The organism is Actinoalloteichus hoggarensis, from assembly GCF_002234535.1.
GTDB lineage: Bacteria > Actinomycetota > Actinomycetes > Mycobacteriales > Pseudonocardiaceae > Actinoalloteichus_A > Actinoalloteichus_A hoggarensis.
In genome coordinates, this window is record NZ_CP022521.1 from 3,512,941 (window position 1) to 3,534,328 (window position 21,388).

At 72.7% G+C, this 21,388-nt stretch carries 10 protein-coding genes; 4 read left to right on the forward strand and 6 right to left on the reverse strand.

All coding sequences use genetic code 11. The features are described 5' to 3' along the window. Positions 1 to 84: 84 nt before the first annotated feature. The 6 genes from rfbA to AHOG_RS15245 form a co-directional block, all read right to left on the reverse strand. On the reverse strand, positions 85 to 978 hold the full coding sequence (gene rfbA, locus AHOG_RS15220; protein ID WP_093941948.1) for a glucose-1-phosphate thymidylyltransferase RfbA: 894 nt from the start codon (positions 976 to 978) through the stop codon (positions 85 to 87). A 334-nt stretch (positions 979 to 1,312) separates the two neighbouring features. Further along, positions 1,313 to 2,104: an FkbM family methyltransferase gene (locus tag AHOG_RS15225; protein ID WP_093941949.1), complete on the reverse strand. Its 792-nt coding sequence runs from the start codon at positions 2,102 to 2,104 to the stop codon at positions 1,313 to 1,315. Between the two features lie 30 nt (positions 2,105 to 2,134). Next, positions 2,135 to 14,341 carry a type I polyketide synthase gene (locus AHOG_RS29095; protein ID WP_211290404.1) on the reverse strand — a complete coding sequence of 4,069 codons (12,207 nt, stop codon included), beginning with the start codon at positions 14,339 to 14,341 and terminating at the stop codon, positions 2,135 to 2,137. Positions 14,342 to 14,400: 59 nt separating this feature from the next. Then, positions 14,401 to 15,180 (reverse strand): NAD-dependent epimerase/dehydratase family protein, encoded by a 780-nt coding sequence (locus AHOG_RS15235; RefSeq protein ID WP_093941951.1) that lies wholly within the window; start codon positions 15,178 to 15,180, stop codon positions 14,401 to 14,403. After that, positions 15,180 to 16,190, reverse strand: a complete 1,011-nt coding sequence (locus AHOG_RS30265) for a Gfo/Idh/MocA family protein (RefSeq protein WP_093941952.1) — start codon at positions 16,188 to 16,190, stop codon at positions 15,180 to 15,182. The genes AHOG_RS15235 and AHOG_RS30265 overlap by 1 nt, the downstream gene beginning before the upstream one ends. Beyond that, positions 16,187 to 17,596 (reverse strand): NDP-hexose 2,3-dehydratase family protein, encoded by a 1,410-nt coding sequence (locus tag AHOG_RS15245; RefSeq protein ID WP_245856250.1) that lies wholly within the window; start codon positions 17,594 to 17,596, stop codon positions 16,187 to 16,189. The genes AHOG_RS30265 and AHOG_RS15245 overlap by 4 nt, the downstream gene beginning before the upstream one ends. A 130-nt stretch (positions 17,597 to 17,726) precedes the next feature. Between AHOG_RS15245 and AHOG_RS15250 the strand changes: the two genes are divergently transcribed. From AHOG_RS15250 to AHOG_RS15265, 4 genes are all read left to right on the forward strand, one after another. Next, complete coding sequence (locus AHOG_RS15250; RefSeq protein ID WP_093941953.1) at positions 17,727 to 18,527, forward strand: thioesterase II family protein; 801 nt, start codon at positions 17,727 to 17,729, stop codon at positions 18,525 to 18,527. Continuing rightward, a complete protein-coding gene (locus AHOG_RS15255) occupies positions 18,524 to 19,471 on the forward strand; it encodes an ATP-binding cassette domain-containing protein (RefSeq protein ID WP_311770212.1) in 948 nt (315 codons plus the stop codon). The genes AHOG_RS15250 and AHOG_RS15255 overlap by 4 nt, the downstream gene beginning before the upstream one ends. Positions 19,472 to 19,751: 280 nt before the next feature. Continuing rightward, complete coding sequence (locus AHOG_RS15260) at positions 19,752 to 20,579, forward strand: ABC transporter permease (protein WP_093941954.1); 828 nt, start codon at positions 19,752 to 19,754, stop codon at positions 20,577 to 20,579. Positions 20,580 to 20,814: 235 nt separating this feature from the next. Beyond that, complete coding sequence (locus AHOG_RS15265) at positions 20,815 to 21,336, forward strand: hypothetical protein (RefSeq protein ID WP_093941955.1); 522 nt, start codon at positions 20,815 to 20,817, stop codon at positions 21,334 to 21,336. Positions 21,337 to 21,388 lie beyond the last annotated feature (52 nt).

Sequence of the window (21,388 nt, forward strand, 5' to 3'; positions counted from 1 at the left end):
GCGTAGGCGGGTCGGGCGGGCGCGGTCTCGACGGGCCGCAGGACGCGCCCCGGCCGCCGCGCGCGGCACCGCCCCCAGCGGTGGTCACCCGTTCGTCGCGTCCCAGCCGAGCTCGCCCTCCGCGACCCGCATCACGTACTGACCGTAACCGGACTTGGACAGCTTCCGTCCCAGCGCCAGGCACTCCTGCGCGTCGATGAAGCCCATGCGCAGCGCGATCTCCTCCAGGCAGGCCGTCCGCGAGCCCTGCCGGTTCTCCAGGATCTGGACGTAGTGCGAGGCCTCGGTCAGCGAGTCGTGGGTGCCGGTGTCCAGCCAGGCGAAGCCCCGGCCGAGGTCGATGACCCTGGCCCGGCCCTGCCGCTGATAGGCCCGGATGACGTCGGTGATCTCCAGTTCGCCGCGCGCCGACGGACGCAGGGTCCTGGCGATGTCGACGACCTGGTTGTCGCACATGTACAGGCCGGTGATCGCCCGGTTGCCGCGGGGCCGGGCGGGCTTCTCCTCGATGCCGATCAGTCTGCCGCTCGCGTCCGTCTCCCCGACGCCGTACCGCTCGGGGTCGGAGACCGGGTAGCCGAACAGCGTGCAGCCGTCGAGTTCGGCCGCGCTGCGCTGGAGCAGCTTCGCGAATCCCGTCCCGTGGAAGATGTTGTCGCCGAGGACGAGGGTGACCGGGTCGTCGCCGATGTGGTCGGCGCCGATGAGGAAGGCCTCGGACAGGCCGCCCGGCTGCGGCTGCTCCGCGTAGCTGATGCGCAGCCCGAGTTCGCCGCCGTCGCCCAGCAGCCGCCGGAAGTGCGGCAGGTCGTGGGGCGTGGAGATGACGAGGATGTCCCGGATGTCGGTGAGCATGAGCACCGACAGCGGGTAGTAGATCATCGGCTTGTCATAGACCGGCAGCAGTTGCTTGGACACGGCGAGGGTGAGCGGATGCAGCCGGGTTCCGCTGCCCCCGGCCAGGACGATGCCCTTCATCTGGAGTACCTGACTTCCGTCGCGATGCGTCGGACCACCACGACGGCGAGCGCGTCACCGTGCAGGACCGCACCGAGTCCTGCGAGATCGTGGCGGTGTGTCCGCCTGCGGGGGTCGATTCCGGCGGGAGCTGATCGCGCGGGTGCGCGGCGGCCCGCCGAACGGTCCGCCCGACCGGCCGGCCGCCGCCCGCGGAGTCGGCCGTGTCGGACTGTCGGAGACCAGCGGGTCCGCCCGTCACACGGCTCGTCCCGGCGGACGCGACCGGTCGCGCGGCGGGTGCCGCCGATCGGCGTCCTCGCCCCGGCGGCCCGCATCCCGGTCCGCGTCCGACTCAGGCTCGGGTGGCCGACAGCATGTGGACGCTGCCTCCCGCGAAGAAGTCCTCCTGACCGACCTCGACGTCGTAGCCGCGCTCGGTGAGCAGCCTCCGAACCTCCGCCAGCCCGCCGTCGACGTCGTGGACCTCCACCGCGAGCCTGCGGATGCCCGGCCAGTGCTCCTCGTCGATGCCGCGCAGCACGTCGAGCTCCGCCCGTTCGACGTCGATCTTCAGCAGCGCCACCTCGGTGAGTTCGTGGCGACGCAGGAAGGTGCTGAGGCTGGTCACCTCGACGTCGTGCCGTTCCGCCTCGTCCTCGAAGCGCGACTGGAAGAACTGCTCGCGCACGGGGCCGGTGATGCCGAACCTGTCGAGCATCAGGCCGGAGTTCAGCTCGTCGTCGGCGCGGTTGACGTGCAGCGTCGACATCATGCTCATCTGCGGGTAGAAGGTCAGTTCCGCGCGGGTGTCCTCGGCCCCGACGGCGGTCCGCAGGGCGACTCCCCCGGGCACGGACGCCGCCATCGTCCGGTGGAGACAGTCGAAGACGCGGGGCGCCGGTTCGAAGGCATAGATCCGCGAGCCCGGCGCCTGCTGCGCGAAGAGCAGCGCCGACAGTCCGATGTGCCCGCCGACGTCCAGGATCACGTCGCCCGCGCCGAGCCCGTCGACGGCCCGCCGGTATGCCGGGTTGTCGCGCACCTGCTCCCAGGCGTACCTGGCCTCGTCCTCGTTCCAGCACGCCACTCGGAGGCCGCCGTCCAGCAGCACCTCGCCCGGCTCGGTGGTCGTCTGCTCGGTCATCCGTGTCCCTTCGTCGTCCGGCCCGCCGATTCAGGCGAGGCCGAGTTCCCTGTCGATGAGCTCGAACATCTCGTCGTCGGTCGCGGCGTCCAGCGGGTCCGCCGCCGTCGCGGGCTCGGACTCGGCGGGCGCCGCCCACCGGTGCAGCAGCGCCTCCAGGCGGCCCGCGAGTGCGGCGCGTTCGGCGGCGGTGGGCGGGGTCTCGGTCAGCCCGCGTTCGAATCGGTCCAGCTCGGCCAGCGGGTCGCGGACGTCGGGCCGCTCCTCGGGCGTGATCACCGTGGCGAGCAGCTGATCGGCCAGCGCGGTGGGCGTGGGGAAGTCGAAGACCAGCGTGGCGGGCAGGCGCCGTCCGACGACGGCGCCGAGTCGGTTGCGGAAGTCGACCGCGGTGACGGAGTCGAAGCCGAGTTCGCGGAAGGTCTGCCGCCCCGGCCCGGTGAGGGCGCCGTCGTGGCCGAGTACGTCCGCGGCCGCGGTGGCGACGAGGTCGACCAGTCGCCGTCGCCGTTCGGCGGGTCCGAGCCCGGCCAGCGTCGTGACGAAGTCCGTCCGATCGTTCTCGCCCGACACGGCATCGCCGCCGTCCCGGGTTCCGCCGTCGGATCCGGCGTCGGTGTCGGCGAGCGCCCGCACCTCGGGCAGGTCGCCGACGAGAGGTCGAGGCCTGGCCATGGTGTAGGCGGGGGCGAAGCGCGCCCAGTCGAGGTCGGCGAGGACGAGGTGCGGCAGGCCCGAGCCCACGGCGGCGGCCACGGCGGTGACGGCGAGTTCCGGCGCCATCGCCGGGACGCCGCGCTGCCGCAGCCGGTCCGCCACCTGCTCGTCCACCATGCCGCCGCCCGCCCAGGCCCCCCAGGAGAGGGACGCGGCGGGGAGGCCGAGCGCGTGCCGTCGATGGGCGAGGGCGTCCAGGCAGGCGTTGGCGGCGGCGTAGCCCGCCTGGCCGGTGTTGCCCCACACCCCGGCGCCGGAGGAGAACAGCACGAAGGCGTCGAGATCGAGGTCTCTGGTCAGCGCGTCGAGATGCTCGGCGCCCGCGACCTTGGCGCCGAAGAGGTCCGCCAGTTCGCCGAGGCCGAGTTCGGTGAGCGGGACCTCGGTGTCGACCACGCCCGCGGCGTGCACGATCGCGGTCGGCCGGCCGGGCAGGGAGTCCAGCAGCCCGGCCACCGCGTCGCGGTCGGCGACGTCGCAGGCGGCGAGGGTGACGCGCGCGCCCAGCGCGGTCAGCTCGTCGGCCAGTGCCGCGGCGCCCGGAGCGTCGGCGCCCCGCCTGCTGGTGAGCACGAGGTGTTCGGCACCGTGCGCGGCGAGCCACCGGGCGGTGTGTGCGCCGAGGGCACCGGTTCCGCCGGTGATCACGATGGTGCCGCGCGGCGTCCACGGCGCGGCCGCGAGACCGGCCGCGCGCACGAGTCGTCTGGCGTGGAGTCCGTCGGCCCGCACCGCGAGCTGATCCTCGGCGCCGGCGCCGGACACGGCCGCGCACAGCAGGTCGAGGTCCGCTTCGGTCGGCTCGGCGGGCAGGTCGATCAGCCCGCCCCAGCGGTCGGGCAGGTCGAGGGAGGCGACGACGCCGAGGCCCCAGGCCGCGGCCTGTTCCGGATGTGCGACGGGCTCTTCGGCGACGGCCACGGCGGACCGGGTCACCGTCCACAGCGCGGCGGTGAGGTCGGTGTCGAGCAGGGCCTGGGTGAGGCGGAGGGTTCCGGTCAGGCCGCGCCGCAGCGCGGGCTCGACGGGGTCCGGTCGGTCGTCGACGGCGAGCGTCGAGAGCACGCCGCGCAGATCCAGCCCGGCCGAGGCGGTGCGCAGCCGCTCGGCCAGCCCGGCCCGGTCCGCCCCGCCGGCGTCGAGCCGCACGACCGTCGTACCCCGGTGTTCCAGTCGGTCGGCGCAGGCCTGGGTCAGCGGGTCGTCGGGGTCCGGGCCGACGAGCAGCCAGGTTCCGCCGGTCTCCGGCGCGGCGACGTCGACGCGGGGCCAGGCCACCCGGTATCGCCAGGAGTCGACCGGGTCGGCGGGTGCGGCGACGGCGGGCCAGTAGCGGGCGCGTTGGAACGGGTAGGTGGGCAGGGGGACGCGGCGGGGGTGGTCGCCGAAGGCAGGTGTCCAGTCGACGGCGTAGCCGCGCGTCCAGGCCTGGCCGAGGCTGTCGTAGAGACGACGCAGGCCGCCGTCGTCCCGCCGCAGCGTCCCGGTCACCAGGATGCCGTCGGGGTCCGGGAGGTCGGCGGCGTCCAGCGTCTCCTGGACGGGCAGCGTGAGCACGGGGTGCGGTGAGGATTCGACGAAGCCGGTGTAGCCGTGGTCGGTCAACGCCGTGATCGCGGAGTGGAAGCGCACCGTCTGGCGCAGATTCCGGTACCAGTACTCCGGGGTCAGCTCGGCCGTGTCCAGCCAGTCGCCCGTGACCGTGGAGAAGAATCCGACCTCGCTGCTCCGCGGCGTGATCCCGGCCAGGGCGGTGGGCAGATCCGTCGCGATGCGCTCGACGTGGACCGAATGGGAGGCGTAGTCCACCGGGATCGGTCGGGCGCGCACGCCGTCGGCCTCGCAGCGCGCGGCGAACTCCGCCAACTCCGTCGGGTCACCGGAGACCACGACGGACGACGGCCCGTTCACCGCCGCCACGGACAGGCTCGCGAATCCGGTCAGCCGGTCACGGATTCCGTCCTCCGGCAGGGCCACCGAGTACATGCCGCCGTGGCCGGCGAGGGTCTGGGCGATGAGCCGCGAGCGGACGCACACCACCCGAGCACCGTCGGCCAACGACAGACCACCCGCCACCACCGCCGCCGCGATCTCACCCTGCGAATGACCCACCACCGCATCCGGCACCACACCGAACGACTCCCACACCGAAGCCAACGACACCAACACCGCGAACAACAACGGCTGCACCACATCAACCCGCGACAACAGGACCTCATCGCCCAACGCCGCCAACGGCGCGAAATCCACCCACTCACCCAAAGCCTCGACACACTCACCGAACCGCGCCGCGAACACCGGAGAACAGGCCAACAACTCCCGACCCATCCCCACCCACTGCGAACCCTGACCAGGAAACACCAGGGCCGACCGCCCGGCCGGGCCCGCCGTCATCGCGGCGTCGACGGCGGCCAGTCCCGCGAGCAGCTCGTCGCGCTCGGCGCCCACGACCACGGCGCGGCATTCGAAGGCCGACCGCGACCGCACCAGTGAGTGCCCCAGATCGACCGGGGACAGGTCGGGGCGGGCTTCGACGTGCTCGGCCAGCAGGCCCGCCTGCGCCCGCAGCGCCGCCGGTGAGCGCGCCGACAGCAGCCAGGGCACGACGGCCGCCGGGTCGGATGTCGACGGTACGGGGTCGGGCGCCTGCTGGGGGTCGGACGCGGGCTCGAAGTCCTCGGGCGCCTGCTCCAGCAGGACGTGCGCGTTGGTGCCGCTGATCCCGAAGGCGGAGACGCCCGCGCGGCGCGGTGCGCCGGTCGCCGGCCAGTCCCGCGGCTCGGTGAGCAGTCGGACCGCGCCGGAGTCCCAGTCCACCCGCGAGGTCGGCGCGTCGACGTGCATCGTCGTGGGCAGCACGCCGTGCCGCATGGCCTCCACCATCTTGATCACACCGGCGAGGCCCGCGACGGTCTGGGTGTGGCCGATGTTCGACTTCACCGAGCCGAGCCACAGCGGGCGGTCCTCGGCGCGGTCGCGTCCGTAGGTCGCCAGCAGGGCCTGCGCCTCGATCGGGTCGCCCAGCCTGGTACCGGTGCCGTGTGCCTCCACGGCATCCACCTCGGACGGCGCCAAGCCGGCGTCGGCCAGCGCCGCCCGGATCACCCGCTGCTGGGAGGGGCCGTTCGGTGCGGTCAGTCCGTTGGACGCACCGTCGGAGTTGACCGCCGAGCCTCGTACCACCGCCAACACCGGATGGCCGTCGCGTCGCGCCGCCGACAGCGTCTGCAGCACGAGCATCCCGGCGCCCTCGGCGAGGGCGAAGCCGTCGGCGGCCTCGGCGAAGGCCTTGCACCGGCCGTCCGGTGCCAGCCCACGCTGGCGGCTGAAACCGGTGAACTGCGACGGCGTGGACATCACCATGGCCGCACCCGCCAGCGCAAGGCCGCACTCCCCCGCTCGCAGGGCGCGGACGGCCAGGTGCAGGGCGACCAACGAGGAGGAGCAGGCCGTGTCGACGGTCAGGGCGGGGCCTTCCGCACCGAGGACGTAGGCGATCCGCCCGGAGGCGATGCTGGCTGCCTCCCCGGTGACCGCGTAGCTCTCGTCCGCACTCTCGTCACGGCGCAGCACCGAGCCGTAGTACTGCTCGGCGAGTCCGACGAACACCCCGGATCGGCTGCCCCGCAGCGATCGGGGGTCGATGCCGCCGCGTTCCAACGCCTCCCAGGCCGTCTCGAGCAGCAGCCGTTGCTGCGGGTCCATGGCCAGCGCCTCTCGAGGCGAGATCCCGAAGAAACCCGCGTCGAAGCCCGCGACGTCTTGGAGGAAGCCGCCCTCTCGGACGTAGCTGCGCCCCCGGGCCCGCTGGTCTCGGCTGAAGAGCGCGCCGAGATCCCAGCCGCGATCGAGCGGGAAGCCGCCGATCGCGTCGCCGCCCGCGGCCACGAACTCCCACAGCTCCTCGGGGCTGCGCAGGCCGCCGGGCAGGCGACAGCTCATGGCGACGATCGCGATCGGCTCCGCCGCGTCGACGGCGTGGGCCGGTTCCGTCGGCCGCGGGGCCGTCGTCGCCGGGGCGGCGGCCGCGTCGGCGACCAGCTCCGTCTCCAGGAGTCGAGCGAGCTCCGAGGGCGACGGGTGGTCGTAGACCAGGGTGGTGGGCAGCCGGAGGCCGGTCGCCTTGGTCAGTCGGTTGCGCAGTTCGACGGCGGTGAGCGAGTCGAAGCCGAGTTCGGTGAAGGCACGCCGGGCGTCGAGCGCGTCGTGTCCGGGGCGGCCGAGGACGGCGGCGGTGTGCCTGCGCACGAGATCGAGCAGCATCCGCCCACGTTCGCTCGCGGAGCGGCCGACCAGGTCGGCGCGCAGCCCGCCGTCACGCGACCGGGTCGGCTCCGTGTGATCCCGCCCGCCGTCCAGCTCACCGTCGAAGGCGCTGAACAGGGGCGCGGGGCGGGCCGAGGTGAAGACCGGCAGGAAGCGCGGCCAGTCGACCTCGGCGACGATCGTCACCGGGTCTGCCGTGTCGTCGGCGCGGTCCAGGAAGCGCACGGCGGCGGCCGGGTCGAGCACCGGGACGCCCCGGCGGCGCAGGGTGTCCGCGAGCGCGGCGGGGATCATCCCCGCGCCGCCGCCCCACGGACCCCACGCGATCGACCGGACGGGTGCGCCGTCAGCCGCTCGCCGCAGGGCGAAGGCGTCGAGATAGGCGTTGGCGGCGGCGTAGGCGGCATGGTCGGCCACCCCCCAGACGGCCGAGATCGAGGAGAACAGCAGCACGTCGTCCATGCCCGCGAGGTCGAACGCCTCGTCCAGGTTGTGCAGTCCCCCGACCTTGGCGGCGAACACGTCGTCGAGCGAGTCCTCGCCGAGTTCGCTCAGCGGCTCCAGTGGTCCGATGCCCGCCGCGTGCACGAGGGAGCGCACCGGGGTCCCGGCGGCGGTCAGCCGTTCGGCGAGGGCGGCGACCGAGGCTCGGTCGGCGACGTCGCAGGCGGCGACGGTCACCTCGGTGCCCGCCTCGGTGAGCTCGGCGACGAGTTCGTCGACGCCGGCGGCCTCGGCGCCCCGGCGGCCGACGAGGACGAGGTGCTCGGCACCGCCTTCGGCGAGTCGGCGGGCGAGGTGCGCGCCGAGGGCGCCGGTGCCGCCGGTGACGAGCACCGTGCCGTGCGGGCCACGCGGCCGAGCCGCGGCGGCGGACAGCGGTGCTCGGACCAGGCGCCTGCCGAAGGTGCCCGCGGCGCGGATCGCGATCTGGTCTTCGCCGTCTGTGCGAGACAACGCCGCCGCCAGCGGGTTCGCCCCGTCACCGTCGCCTGCGACGGGCAGGTCGATCAGGCCGCCCCACCGCCGCGGGTGCTCCAGCGCGGCGACCCGGCCGAGTCCCCAGACGGCGGCCTGGTCCGGGTCCACCAGGCGGTCGGTGTCGTCCGCGGCCACAGCGCCTCGGGTGACGCACCACAGCGGCGCGTCGATCTCGGCCGAGGCGAGGGCGCGGAGCAGTCGCGTGGTGACGGCCGCCCCGGCGGCGAGGGGGCGCGGTCGACCGTCGGCCGCGCCGAACAGCAGCAGCACACCGGCGGGTGGTTCGTCGGGGTCGACGGCGGCGCGCAGGGATTCGGCGAGGTCGCCGTGTCCGTCCCACGAGACGGTGCGCACGGTCGCACCGTGCTCGGCCAGTCCCGCCGCCGCGCCGCCTGCGTCGGCGCCGAGGTGCACCAGCAGCCACGTTCCGGCGAGCCGCACGGCGTCTCCCGTTGTGAGCGGCTGCCAGTCGACGCGGTAGCCCCACTCCGTTCCGGTGGGCTCCCGAGGCGCGGCGGGGCGGCTCGTCAGCCAGTAGCGGCTGTGCTGGAAGGGGTAGGTGGGCAGCGGGACGCGTCGGGCATGGTCGCCGAAGGCGGGCGTCCAGTCGACGGGATGACCGCGGGTCCAGGCCTGCGCGAGGCTGTCGTAGAGGCGACGCGGTCCGCCGTCGTCCCGCCGCAGCGTCCCGGTCACCCATGCCGGCTGATCGGCGTCCACGGCGTCGAGCGTCTCCTGGATCGCCATGGTGAGCACCGGGTGCGGGGAGGACTCGACGAAACCGGTGTAGCCCTGGTCCACCAGCGCGGTGATCGCCGGATGGAAGCGCACGGTCTGCCGCAGGCTCCGGTACCAGTACTCCGGGGTCAGCTCGGCGGTGTCCAGCCAGTCCCCGGTCACGGTGGAGAAGAATCGGACGGAGCCCCCGCGGGGAGTGATTCCGTCCAGCGCGGCGGGCAGGTCGTGTTCGATGCGCTCCACCTGCGCCGAGTGCGAGGCGTAGTCCACCGGAATCCGCCGGGCCCGCACGCCGTCGGCCTCGCAGCGCGCGGCGAACTCCGCCAGTGCCGTCGGGTCACCGGAGACGACCACCGAGGCCGGTCCGTTCACCGCCGCCACCGACACTCGCCCGTCGAACTCCCCGGTCACCCGCGCACGTACGGCGTCGACGGCCTCGGCCACCGAGTACATGCCGCCGTGGCCGGCGAGGGTCTGGGCGATGAGCCGCGAGCGGACGCACACCACCCGAGCACCGTCGGCCAACGACAGACCACCCGCCACCACCGCCGCCGCGATCTCACCCTGCGAATGACCCACCACCGCATCCGGCACCACACCGAACGACTCCCACACCGCCGCCAACGACACCAACACCGCGAACAACAACGGCTGCACCACATCAACCCGCGACAACAGGACCTCATCGCCCAACGCCGCCAACGGCGCGAAATCCACCCACTCACCCAAAGCATCGACACACTCACCGAACCGCGCCGCGAACACCGGAGAACAGGCCAACAACTCCCGACCCATCCCCACCCACTGCGAACCCTGACCAGGGAACACCAGGACGACGCGGCCCGCGGCCCCGGCGCGGACGACGTCCGCCACGGGCTCGGTCAGGCCGGCGAGCAGTTCGCGGCGGCCCGCGCCCACGATCACCATGCGGTGGTCGAGCACCGAGCGTGTGGTGGCCAGCGACCAGCCCACGTCGGCCGGGTCGTACTCCGGTTCGCCGGACACGAAGGCGGCCAGCCGGTCGGCCTGCGCCGCCAGCGCGGCGGGTGAGCGCGCCGACAGCAGCCACGGTACGACGGCCGCCTCGTCGGTCGACTCCACAGTGGGCTGCCGTGTCTCGGAGTGCCGTGCCGACGGCTTCGGCTCGGGGCTCGACGCGAGTTGTGGCGCCTCCTCGAGGATCACGTGGGCGTTGGTGCCGCTGATCCCGAACGACGACACCCCCGCGCGCCGCGGCCGATCACCACCGTCCCACGACACCGGCTCGGTCAGCAGTCGCACCGCTCCGGAATCCCAGTCCACGTGCGAGGACGGCGCGTCGACGTGCAACGTCTTCGGCAGCACCCCGTGCCGCATCGCCTCCACCATCTTGATCACACCCGCCACACCCGCCGCCGCCTGGGTATGACCGATGTTCGACTTCAACGACCCCAACCACAACGGCCGACCCGCCGGCCGATCCCGCCCGTACGTCGCCAACAAGGCCTGCGCCTCGATCGGATCGCCCAACACCGTTCCAGTGCCGTGCGCCTCCACCGCGGCCACGTCGTGGGCGGCGAGTCCCGCGTCGGCCAGCGCACGACGGATGACCCGTTCCTGAGCGGCACCGTTCGGCGCCGTCAACCCGTTCGATGCCCCGTCGGAGTTCACCGCCGAACCCCGCACCACCGCCAACACCGGATGCCCGAGGCGACGGGCATCCGACAACCGCTCCACCACGAGCACGCCGACCCCTTCGGACCAGCCCGTGCCGTCGGCCCCCTCGGCGAACGCCTTGCACCGGCCGTCCGGTGCCAGCCCACGCTGCCGACTGAACTCCACGAAGACGCCCGGCGTGGCCATCACCGTCGCGCCGCCCACCAACGCCATCGAGCACTCGCCCTGCCGCAGCGCGCGGACGGCCAGGTGCAACGCCACCAGGGAGGACGAACAGGCCGTGTCCACCGTCATCGAGGGACCCGACAGGCCGAGCGTGTAGGCGATCCGGCCCGAGGCCACGCTGGCCGCGCTGCCGGTGAGCGTGTAGCCGCCCGAGTCGTCGTCGGCCTCGTGCAGCCGAGCGCCGTACTCCTGGGTCATGGTGCCGACGAACACGCCGGTATCGGTGCCGTGGAGGGACGTCGGAGCCAGTCCGGCCCGCTCGACCGCCTCCCAGGAGGTCTCCAGCAGCAGCCGTTGCTGCGGGTCCATCGCCGACGCCTCCCGAGGGGACACCTCGAAGAAGTCCGCGTCGAAGCCGCTCGCCCCGTCGAGGAAGCCGCCATGCCTGGTGTAGGACCGGCCGGGGACGCCCGGTTCCGGGTCGTAGCCGCCCGCCACGTCCCAGCCCCGGTCGAGCGGCCACTCCGACACCAGGTCGGCGCCCGCCGCCACGGCGGCCCACAGGGCCTCGGGGGAGGTCGCCTCGCCGGGGAACCGACAGGCCATCGACACGATCGCCACCGGATCGTCGGCAGCCGGACCGCCGACGGCGCCGGCCACGTCGTGAAGCACGGCGTCGTCGTCGACGGAGTCCGCGGCCTCGGCGACGTCCTCGGCGGCGAGGTAGGCCGCCAACGCCGCCGGTGTGGGATGGCTGAACAGGGCCGACACCGGGATGGTACGGCCGACGGCCGTGCCGACCTGGTTACGCAGCTCGACCAGGGCCATCGAGTCGCAGTTCAGATCCTTGAACCGGCGGTGCGCGTCCACCGGCGACCTGCCGAGGACGGCTTCGAGCAGTCGGACGACGAGTCGCTCCAGCTCGGCGGCGTCCCGTACGGGCACTCGCGATTCGGCCGGTCGTTCGGCGACCGTGCCGCCCAGCCAGTGCCTACGGCGTCGAAAGGCATAGGTGGGCAGTTCCACCGGTTCCCCCGCATGCGGCGGGAGCAGGGCCGTCCAGTCCGGGGAGCGCCCTCGGACATGCAGCTGGGCCGCCCCGGACAGGATCCTGGCCACCGCGGGCTCGTCGCGGCGCAGGGTCCCGACGGCCACGTGCGGCCGGGAGTCCTCGGCCGCCAACGTCTCCTCGATGGCGGGGACCAGCAGCGGATGCGGGCTCGCCTCGACGAAGACGTCGTGTCCCGACGCGGCGAGAGCCCGGATGCCCGGCGCGAAGCGCACGGTGTTCCGCAGGTTGCGATACCAGTAGTCGGCGTCCAGGTCGGCGCCGTCGACCCAGTCGCCGGTCGCCGTGGAGAGGAAGCGCACCGGACACCGCCGGGGCGTGATGTCGGCGACGGCGGCCCGAAGCGCCTGTTCCGCCGGTTCCACCGCGGCCGAGTGCGAGGCGTACTCGGCGGCGGGCACCCGGCGACAGCGCACGCCCTGCGCGGCGGCGAGGGCCGCGAGATCGTCCAAGGCGGGCCCGGGGCCCGCCAGCACGATCGCCGTCGGACTGTTCAACGCGGCGATCGACAGTCGCGGGGCCGCCGCCGCGAACCGCTCGCCGTACTCCTGCTCGCTCACGCCGACGGCGAGCAGCCCGCCGCCGGAATCGCCGAGGAGATCGGCGGTCACCCGCGCCCGCAGCGCGGCGACCTTCGCGGCGTCCGTCAGCGACAGCGCACCGGCGACGTAGGCCGCGGCGACCTCGCCCTGCGAATGGCCGATGACGGCATCGGGTTCGACCCCGGCCGCACGCCAGGTCTGCGCCAACGACACCGCCATCGCGAACAGCGTGGGCTGAAGCACCTCGATCCGTGTCAGATCGGCGGCGCCATCGGCACCGCGCAGCACGTCGAGCAGCGACCAGTCGATGTGCGGGGCCAGGGCCGCCGCGCAGGCCTCCAGGTGCTCGGCGAACACCGGTACGGTGTCCAGCAGCTCCACCGCCATTCCCGGCCACTGCGCTCCCTGACCGGGGAACACGAAGACGGTCCGACCGCCGACGTCCGCCTGTCCGGTCACCAGGTTCGCGGCGGGTTCGCCCAGCGCCAGCGCACGGGTCGCCGCCAGCAGCTCCGCTCTGGTGTCGCCACGCAGCACCGCGCGATGCTCGAAGGCGGTGCGGGTGTCGCGCAGCGCGGCGCCGATCGACTCGGCGGACAGGTCCGTGCGCTCCGTCGCGAAGGCGGCGAGCCGCTCGGCCTGGGCTCGCAGGGCCTGCGGATCACGGGCGGCGAGCAGCCAGGTGGGCGTCACCAGGCCCGCCGACCTCGGCACTGACCCGCCCTGCACCGACTGCTCCGGCGCCTGGTCTCCCGGCACGATCGGTGCGTGCCCGGCGGAAGTCCCCTCGGCCGCGCTCCGTGGCTGCCTGCCCCGCGCCGGTCGAACGGGCGCCGCCGAGATCTCCGGGACGACTTCGGGCGCCGAGTCCGCGAGCACCACGTGACAGTTGGTGCCGCCGATGCCGAAGGAGGACACCCCGGCCACCCGGCGGGCCCCCCGAGGCCAGTCCGACCGCTCGGTCTGCACACGCAGCCCGAGACCCGGCAGCGAGACGCTCGGAGCGGAGCGCTCGAAGTGCAACGAGGGCGGCAGTTCCCCGTGCCGCATCGCGAGCACGGTCTTGAGCAGGCTCGCGATGCCCGCGGCACCTTCCAGATGGCCGATGTTGGTCTTCACGGAGCCGACGAGCAACGGTGTCTCGGCCGGACGGCTCGTCCCGAGCGCGGCGCCGAGCGCGCCGGCCTCGACGGGGTCGCCGACGCGGGTGCCCGTGCCGTGCAGCTCCACGTACTGGACCTCGGCGGGGTCGACGCCCGCACGTGCGCAGGCGGTGCGGAGCAGCTCCTCCTGAGCGCTCCCGCTCGGTGCGGTGAGACTCGCGCCGCCGCCGTCGTTGTTGGTCGCGCTGCCCAGGATCAGTGCGTGCACGACGTCGCCGTCGGACACCGCGTCGGAGAGCCGCTTGAGCACCACGACTCCGCCGCCCTCACCGCGCACGATCCCGTTCGCCCGGTGATCGAGGGTGTGGCATCGCCCGTCCGGGGACAGCACGCCGAGCGCGGCCAGCGACTCGGTGCTCTCCGGCGTCAGGTCGAGCTGCACGCCGCCCGCCAACGCCAGGGTGGACTCCCCGGCACGCAGACTCTCGCAGGCCAGGTGCACCGACACCAGGGAGGAGGACTGTCCCGTGTCGACGGTGAGGCTCGGCCCGCGCAGCCGCAGGAAGTAGGAGACCCGGTTGGCGATCATGCTGCGATAGAGGCCGACCGGTGCGTATCCGTCGCGGGCCTCCCGGCCCGCCACGATCCGGTAATCCTCGGCCATCGCGCCGACGAACACCCCCGTCGATCCGCCCGCCAGCGTCGCGGGCAGGACGCCCGCGCTTTCCAACGCCTCCCAGCTGAGTTCCAGGACGAGCCGCTGCTGCGGGTCCATCCTGGCGGCCTCGTGGGCGGACAGTCCGAAGAAGGCGGCGTCGAAACGGTCCACCTCGTCGAGGAATCCCGCCGAGGTGCCCGCCGGGAACCGGTCTTCGGGCGCGGGACGGATCGCCTCCGCGCCGTCGGCCAGCAGCCGCCAGAAGGCGACCGGATCGGGCGCCTGCGGGAAGCGGCACGACACACCCACGATCGCGATCGGCTCGGATTCTGCCTTGGTCATGACGACGAACCACCATCCACGCATGCCGCGGGCCCGGAACCGAGCCGCGCGATCGGCTGTCAGCTCTGCTGTAGGGAGGGGACCGCTCCGCCCGCGGTCTCGGCCGCGACGTAGCGTTCGACGAGCTCTCGCAGGTAGGACTCCCCGAAGTCCAGGTCGCCCCAGCCGGGGACCAGCGACCGCAGCAGCTCGGTGGAGACCTGTGTGCGCATGCCGGGGCCGTCGACGAATCGCTTCGTCGCGGTGACGCCGAGCCTCGTCTCGATCTCGGCCACGATGCGTTCGATCGGGATCGGCGTGCCGGAGGCGACGTTGACGATCCGGCGGTTCACCCCGGCGGTCAGCAGGCCGTCCAGCGCCAGCACCAGATGGCGGACGTCGAGCAGGTCGCGGTGGTGACCTCGGTAGACGGTGGCGGTGCCCGAGCGCACCTGAGCGACCAGGCTCGGCAGCAGCTGGTGTGCGGGCTGTCCCGACCCGACGAGATGGGTGGAGCGGACCACCAGCCAGTCGACGTCCTCACGGGAGACGACGGCCTCCAGGCCCAGCTTGTGCCTGCCGTAGGCGGACACCGGGAACACCGGGCCGTCCTCGGTCCCCGGGGAGTCCGCCGCGCCGTAAAGGGCATGCGAGCTGGTCGAGAAGATCACGACCTTGCCACCGGTGTCCCGGCCTCGGCGGATGACGTCGTAGACCAGTTCGGCTTCGCGATCCAGGCTCTCCAGCGGCGTGCGGCCCGTGGAGCTGACTCCGGCGGCGATCGCGATCACTCCCGGATGACGGGCGCCGAAGGCGGCGCGCAGGTGCCGGGCAAGGAAGCCGTCGCCGACGATCTCCATCACTGTCCCGTCTCGTCCTGGACCGGCACCCGCGCGGCGGTCGCACGAATCCGGTCGACCAGCTCCATGTTCCGGATCGAGGCGACGCACCAGGGCTGTTCCTCGGGATGGGCCGCACTGCGCCCGGCCGAGGCGGCGGCGGCGAACGAGCGCACCGAGTTGGCGAACTGGTGGTCGGCGGCGAGCAGACGCTCCTCGGTGCGGTCCTGGCCCTCGATGCGCAGCCGGGGCTGCCAGGCGGGCGGCGGGGTGAACGCCCGGTCGAGGTGCAGGCGGGCGGCACTGCCCCAGATCGAGTAGAAGGAGCCGTAGGCATGCTCGAAGCCGAACTCGAGCGAGGCCGTCACACCGCTCGACGAGACCAGTAAGGCCTGACCGCCGATGTCCACGCCGGTCACGCTACTGCAGCGCAACACCGCTCCGACGACCGTCAGCTCGTCACCGAGCAGCAGCTGAGCGGCGCGGATCGGGTACACGCCGGTGTCCAGGAGCGCACCGCCGCCGAGGTCCGGCGCGTACCGGATGTCGGTGGACGGCAGCGGCGGGATGCAGAACGCCGCGCGCAGGGACCTCGGCGTGCCGAGCCTGCCCTCGGCCACCACCTCCCGCACCCGCGCGTGCTGTGCATGGTGGACGAACATCGAGTTCTCGCGGACGACGAGGCCGAGTTCGGCACCCAGCGCGATCAGTTCGCGGGCCTCGGCGGCGGTGGTCGCCATCGGCTTCTCGGTGAGCAGGTGACGCCCGGAGCGCAGCACCTCGGCGCCCCAGCTCAGGTGCAGCGACGGGGGCAGCGGCAGATAGACGGCCTCCACCTCCGGGTGTGCGAGCAGCCCCGCGTAGTCGGTGGCCGCGCAGTCGAAACGGTCCGCGAAGGTACGGGCCTTCGCCGGGTCCCGGCTCGCGACGGCGACGATCTCGATGCCCGGCTCGGCCTCGAAGGCGGGCAGGGTCCGCTTCCAGGCGATCGCCGAGCAGCCCAGCACGCCGATGCCGAGTCGCCCGCTCATCGCAGCCCCCGCATGCAGGCGATCAGGCTGCGGGCCTGGACGTTGACGTAGTGGCTGTGCTGGAGCAGCCTGCCGGTCTGATGCAGGGTGAGCCAGCGGAAGTCCGGCCAGACGTCGTCCGGGAAGTCCTCGTCCACCTGGATGACCAGGTATCGGTTGCGCGCCTCGTAGAAGCGCCCGCCCTCCTCCGACATCTCGGTGTCGAACAGGACGTCCTCCGGTCTGGCGGCGAGGACGACGTCCAGGAACGGCGGCCGCTCCGCCTGCGACAGGTGCGCGTAGTTCTCCGGGGTGCACTGCACGGTGGGCGCCAGCTCGACGACGTCGAGGTATCCGGGCTCCACTCTGGCGTTGAACAGGGCGTGTAGGACGCCGTCCACCCGTTTCACCAGCAGGGCGATCACGCCGCGCCCGTGGGGGGCGATCAGCGGCTGGCTCCACGAGTCGACCTCCCGACTGTCGGTGCTCACGTCGACCGCGATGATCCGGAAGTACAGGCCGCGTTCGTGTGCGATGACGTCCTCGGTACGGGTCCACGACCGGACCGAGGCCAGTGGCATGGGCCGGGTGTGCAGCTGATACTCGGCCTGTCGGGTGGTGATCCAGCTCAGCATCTCGGTCTCGGTGAGCAGGCTGCCCCAGTCGTCACCCGGTGACAGCCCGTCGGCGGGAGCGCAGGAGAGCACCGTCCGGGTGTCCATGTTCACCAGGTTGTCGATGCGCAGCATCTCCTGGATCTGGCCGAAGGTCAGCCAGCGGAAGTCGTCGAGCAGCGGCACGTCGTCGGTGGTCTGCACGATCATGTTCCGGTTCCGCTTGCGGTAGAACCAGGAGCCCTGTTCGGACTGGAGCACGTCGGTCAGCACGTCGGCGGGCGGCGGATCACGGAAGTACGCCAGATACGGCACCTCGCGACCGCGATGCACTCCGCTGTAGTTGCTCCAGGTGGCCTGCACCGTCGGGGAGAGCTGGACGCCGTCGAGATTGCCCGGCTCCGACTTCGCCTGCATCAGGCAGTGCAGTACTCCGTCGAACTCCTTGACCAGGATGCCGAGGATGCCGATCTCCGGCTGGTTGATGATCGGTTGGGACCAGGATCGGACGGTGCCGAAATCGGTCTCCACCGCAAGACCCTGGATGGAGAAGAATCGTCCGCTGTCGTGCCGGAGATCGCCGGTATCGTCCTCGAAATGCCAGTTCCGCATGGCGCCGAAAGGAATTCTGCTCACTCGGTGGTTCTGGGCTCCGCGTTTGTCGGCGATCCAGTCGAGCACGTCAGGAAGGCCGCCGGACACGCCGGACACGACCGCATAGGACTGCTCCACCGACCACGGCCTGCGCGGATCGGCGAATCGCAACGCGGGGCCCTTGAATTCACCGGCACCGGTGGAGACTCCGTTCACCACGGGCCCCTTCCTTCGGACATAGGGCGACCGGGCCGACAGTAGCGGCGCTCGATTGGCATTTTCCTCAACGCGGGACTGGCACCGTTCGCGGCAGGATTCGACGTTCGCCGCCGAGGTCAGGGACGGTCATATGGCACACCGAGTCGCCGCGGGGCGGGGCGAGAGCAGGCACACGCCGCCCGAGGACGGCAGCCTCTGGGTCCGCCGGTTCGCCGCCGCGTCGCCCGCCACGCCGCGGCTGATCTGCCTGCCGCACGCGGGCGGGTCCGCGAGCTTCTACCTGCCGATGGCACGAAGCCTCGCGCCCGTCGCGGACGTGGTGACCGTGCAGTATCCGGGACGACAGGACCGCCGACACGAGCCGCTCATCGAAGACCTGGACGAGTTGGCCGAGCAGACGTTCCGGGCGCTGCGACCCGAGCTGATCGGACCCGTGGTGCTGTTCGGCCACAGCATGGGTGCCACGCTCGCGTTCGAGATCGCCCGCCGGATCGAGGCCGAGGGCGGCGACCCGCCGTCGCGGCTGTTCGTCTCGGGGCGGCGTGCCCCGTCCGCCCCCCGCGACGAGCGGATGCATCTGCGCGGCGACGACGAGTTGATCGAGGAGCTGCGGTCGCTCAGCGGCACCGACGGTCAGGCGTTGGGCGACGAGGAGATCATGCGGATGGCCATGCCGTCGATCCGCGGCGACTACAAGGCCGCCGAGACCTACCGCTACCGGCCGGGGCCGCCGCTGCACAGTCCGATCACCGTCCTCATCGGCGACGACGATCCGAAGTCGACGGTCGAGGAGGCCCGGCGGTGGCGTGAGCACACCGAGGCCGAGTGCACCGTGCGGGTGTTCGGCGGCGGACACTTCTACCTGCTCCAGCACACCGCCGAGGTACTCGACGTGATCCGCGCCGAACTGCAGGCGGCGGCCCGCTCGTGACGGAACCGATGATCGAGACGCGGGCGGTCGGCCGGACCTTCGGCAGGCTGACCGCCCTGGACTCGGTGAGCCTGTGTGTGCCGAGAGGCGAGGTGCTCGGTCTGCTCGGCCACAACGGCGCGGGCAAGACGACCCTGGTCAACGTCCTGACGACGATGCTGCCGCCGACGTCGGGCCGCGCGTGGGTCGCCGGGCTGGACGTCACCGAGCACGTCCACGAGGTGCGCAGGAGGATCGGCCTCACCGGTCAGTTCGCCTCGGTGGACGAGCAGCTCAGCGGCCGGGAGAACCTGGTGATGGTGGCCCGGCTGCTCGGCGCCGGGCGCCGACAGGCCAGGGCCCGCGCCGACGAGCTGCTGGAGCTGTTCGGGCTGACCGATGCGGCGCTCCGCCAGGCACGCCGCTATTCCGGCGGCATGCGCCGACGCCTCGACATCGCCTCCTCCATCGTGGGCAGGCCGGAGGTGATCTTCCTCGACGAGCCCACCACCGGGCTCGACCCGGAGAGCCGCCGCACCGTGTGGTCCCTGGTGCGCGGTCTGGTCGGCGAGGGCGCCACCGTGCTGCTCACCACGCAGTATCTCGACGAGGCCGACCAGCTGGCCGACACGATCACCGTGCTCTCCGGCGGGGCGGTGGTGGCCGCGGGCACCCCATCGGAGTTGAAGGCCCGCGTCGGCCAGCGCACCGCGACGGTGACCGTCGGCTCCTCCGAGGATCTCGGCATCGCCGCCGAGGCACTGGAGCGGGCCGGACTGCGACCCATGATCAACGCGGAGACGCAGACGCTCACCACTCCGATCGGCGCCAACCGGGAGGTCGCCACCGTGGTCCGGGCGCTGGACGAGGTCGCCGTCGAGGCCTCCGAACTGGCGTTCGGCGAACCGACTCTGGACGACGTCTACCTGACGCTCGCCAGACGCGCCGCACCGGTGAAGGCCTGATCCGTGTCCGGGAGTCGCGGGACGCGGCGGCATCGGCCGAGGACCGTTCGCGTCCAGGCCGCCCGTCGAGGCGAACACCTAGGCCGGGACGGGCGGCCGTCCGGCGGCCGGGCACTCTCGTCGACCGCGGTGACGGCGCGAGACGGGCGGAGCACGCGACGACCGTGGCGCTCTCGGCCGGTCCGGCGCGTCGACGCCGCCGGGAGCGCACCGGCGGTGCGCGGCAGGCGAACAGCACGATCCGCCACCGACGTCCGCATCACGAGAAGACGGGCTGATCATGGGAGCTCCGATCATCATCTCCGCAGCCGAGCAGGCGCCGTCTCGTTGGCGCGGCAGTTCCGTGCTCACACAGGTCTCGGTGCTCACGGGTCGATCGCTGCGCGCGTCCCTCGGCGACCACCGGGTCGTCACGCTGAACGTGATCCAGCCGATGGTGATCCTGGTCCTGTTCACCCAGGTCTTCGGGAGTCTGGCGAACTCGGCGAGCTTCCCGGCGGGCGTGGACTACATCGACTTCCTGATGCCCGCGATCCTGGTCAACACCTCGATGCAGTGCTCGATCCAGTCGGGCGTCGGCCTGGTGGACGACATGCGGAACGGGATGTTGAACCGGTTGCGCTCGATGCCGATCCGATCGGGTTCGATCCTCGTCGCCCGCAGCGTCTCGGATCTGACGCGCACCGCGTTCCAACTGCTGGTGATCTACGTCCTGGCGATCGTGTTCTTCGGCTACCTGCCCGTCACCGGGGCGGTGGGCGTGGTCGGCACGCTCGGACTGGCGTTGGTGGTGGGCTGGGGAATGAGCTGGGTGTTCCTCGCGCTGGGCGCCTGGCTGCGTAACGCGGAGCTGATGCAGAGCATCAGCGTGCTCACCATGATCCCCCTCATGTTCGTCTCCAGCGCGTACGTCCCGATCGCCGATCTGCCCGGCTGGCTGGCCGCGGTGGCGACGGTCAACCCGCTGACGTACGCGGTGGACGCGGCCCGCGCGGTGTCGCTGGACCTGCCCGGCGTGGGCGCGGTCCTGGCCGCCACGGCGATCAGCCTGGTGATCGCCGTGCTCGGCGCGGTGTTCGCCGTCGCAGGCTTCCGCCGGCCGCGGTGAGCCCGCCCGCCGTGCCGCACCGTCGGCCGCCGAAACCGGGTGCCCCCTCGCGCGGGCCGATCGCGGACCGTCGGCCGTCGCCGCCGCTTCCGCGCCACCCCGCGCCGTCGGCGGCCGGCCGCGTACGATCGACGCGCGGCGGTGATTTTCCAACACTATGTTCCGATTCGGGCAACCTCGATCCGCGGCGTGCGTCTGAACGGGTGAGAGACCACGACAGACAGGAGGGATCGCGATGAATCGGCGAAGGATGTTCGTTCCCGCGCTGCTGGCGGCGGGCGGCCTGTTCTTGACCGCGTGCGGGCAGGCGTCCGATCAGGACTCGGCCCCGACGGCGGAGGCACCCGCCACGGCGGCCTCCGAGGGCGACGGTCTGCCGGAGACCGACGCCTCGCCCGGCACCGACGGCTCCGCCGAGGGCGACGACCCCGGCTCCGATGCCGCATCGCCCCCGAGCGCGACGGACGGCCTGGAACCGGTGGACTGCGGTGAGGTCGAGCTCGACGAGGACACCACCCACACACTGATCGCGCTGCCTGCGGCGGGCGGCCAGGTCGGCTGCCCCGAGGCGCTCGACGTCATCGACGAGTTCATCCAGCTGCCCGACGAGGAGAAGGCGGAGGCGTCCCTCGGGAACGTCGAGCTGTCCGACGGCTGGTCCTGCACCGTCGACGACGGCGTCACGGCGTCGGTCGGCTGCGTTGCGGGCCTGGTCGGGGAGGACTTCGAGTTCGCCTTCCAGACCGAGCCGGTCTGATCGACACCGGCGGACGTTAGCGGCACGGGCCCGGGCGAATCGACCGGCCTGT

Coding starts and splice junctions, on each gene's coding strand:
- rfbA (WP_093941948.1), bottom strand. CDS start 978: ATGAAGGGCATCGTCCTGGCCGGGGGCAGCGGAACCCGGCTGCATCCG.
- AHOG_RS15225 (WP_093941949.1), bottom strand. CDS start 2,104: ATGACCGAGCAGACGACCACCGAGCCGGGCGAGGTGCTGCTGGACGGC.
- AHOG_RS29095 (WP_211290404.1), bottom strand. CDS start 14,341: ATGACCAAGGCAGAATCCGAGCCGATCGCGATCGTGGGTGTGTCGTGC.
- AHOG_RS15235 (WP_093941951.1), bottom strand. CDS start 15,180: ATGGAGATCGTCGGCGACGGCTTCCTTGCCCGGCACCTGCGCGCCGCC.
- AHOG_RS30265 (WP_093941952.1), bottom strand. CDS start 16,190: ATGAGCGGGCGACTCGGCATCGGCGTGCTGGGCTGCTCGGCGATCGCC.
- AHOG_RS15250 (WP_093941953.1), top strand. CDS start 17,727: ATGGCACACCGAGTCGCCGCGGGGCGGGGCGAGAGCAGGCACACGCCG.
- AHOG_RS15260 (WP_093941954.1), top strand. CDS start 19,752: ATGGGAGCTCCGATCATCATCTCCGCAGCCGAGCAGGCGCCGTCTCGT.
- AHOG_RS15265 (WP_093941955.1), top strand. CDS start 20,815: ATGAATCGGCGAAGGATGTTCGTTCCCGCGCTGCTGGCGGCGGGCGGC.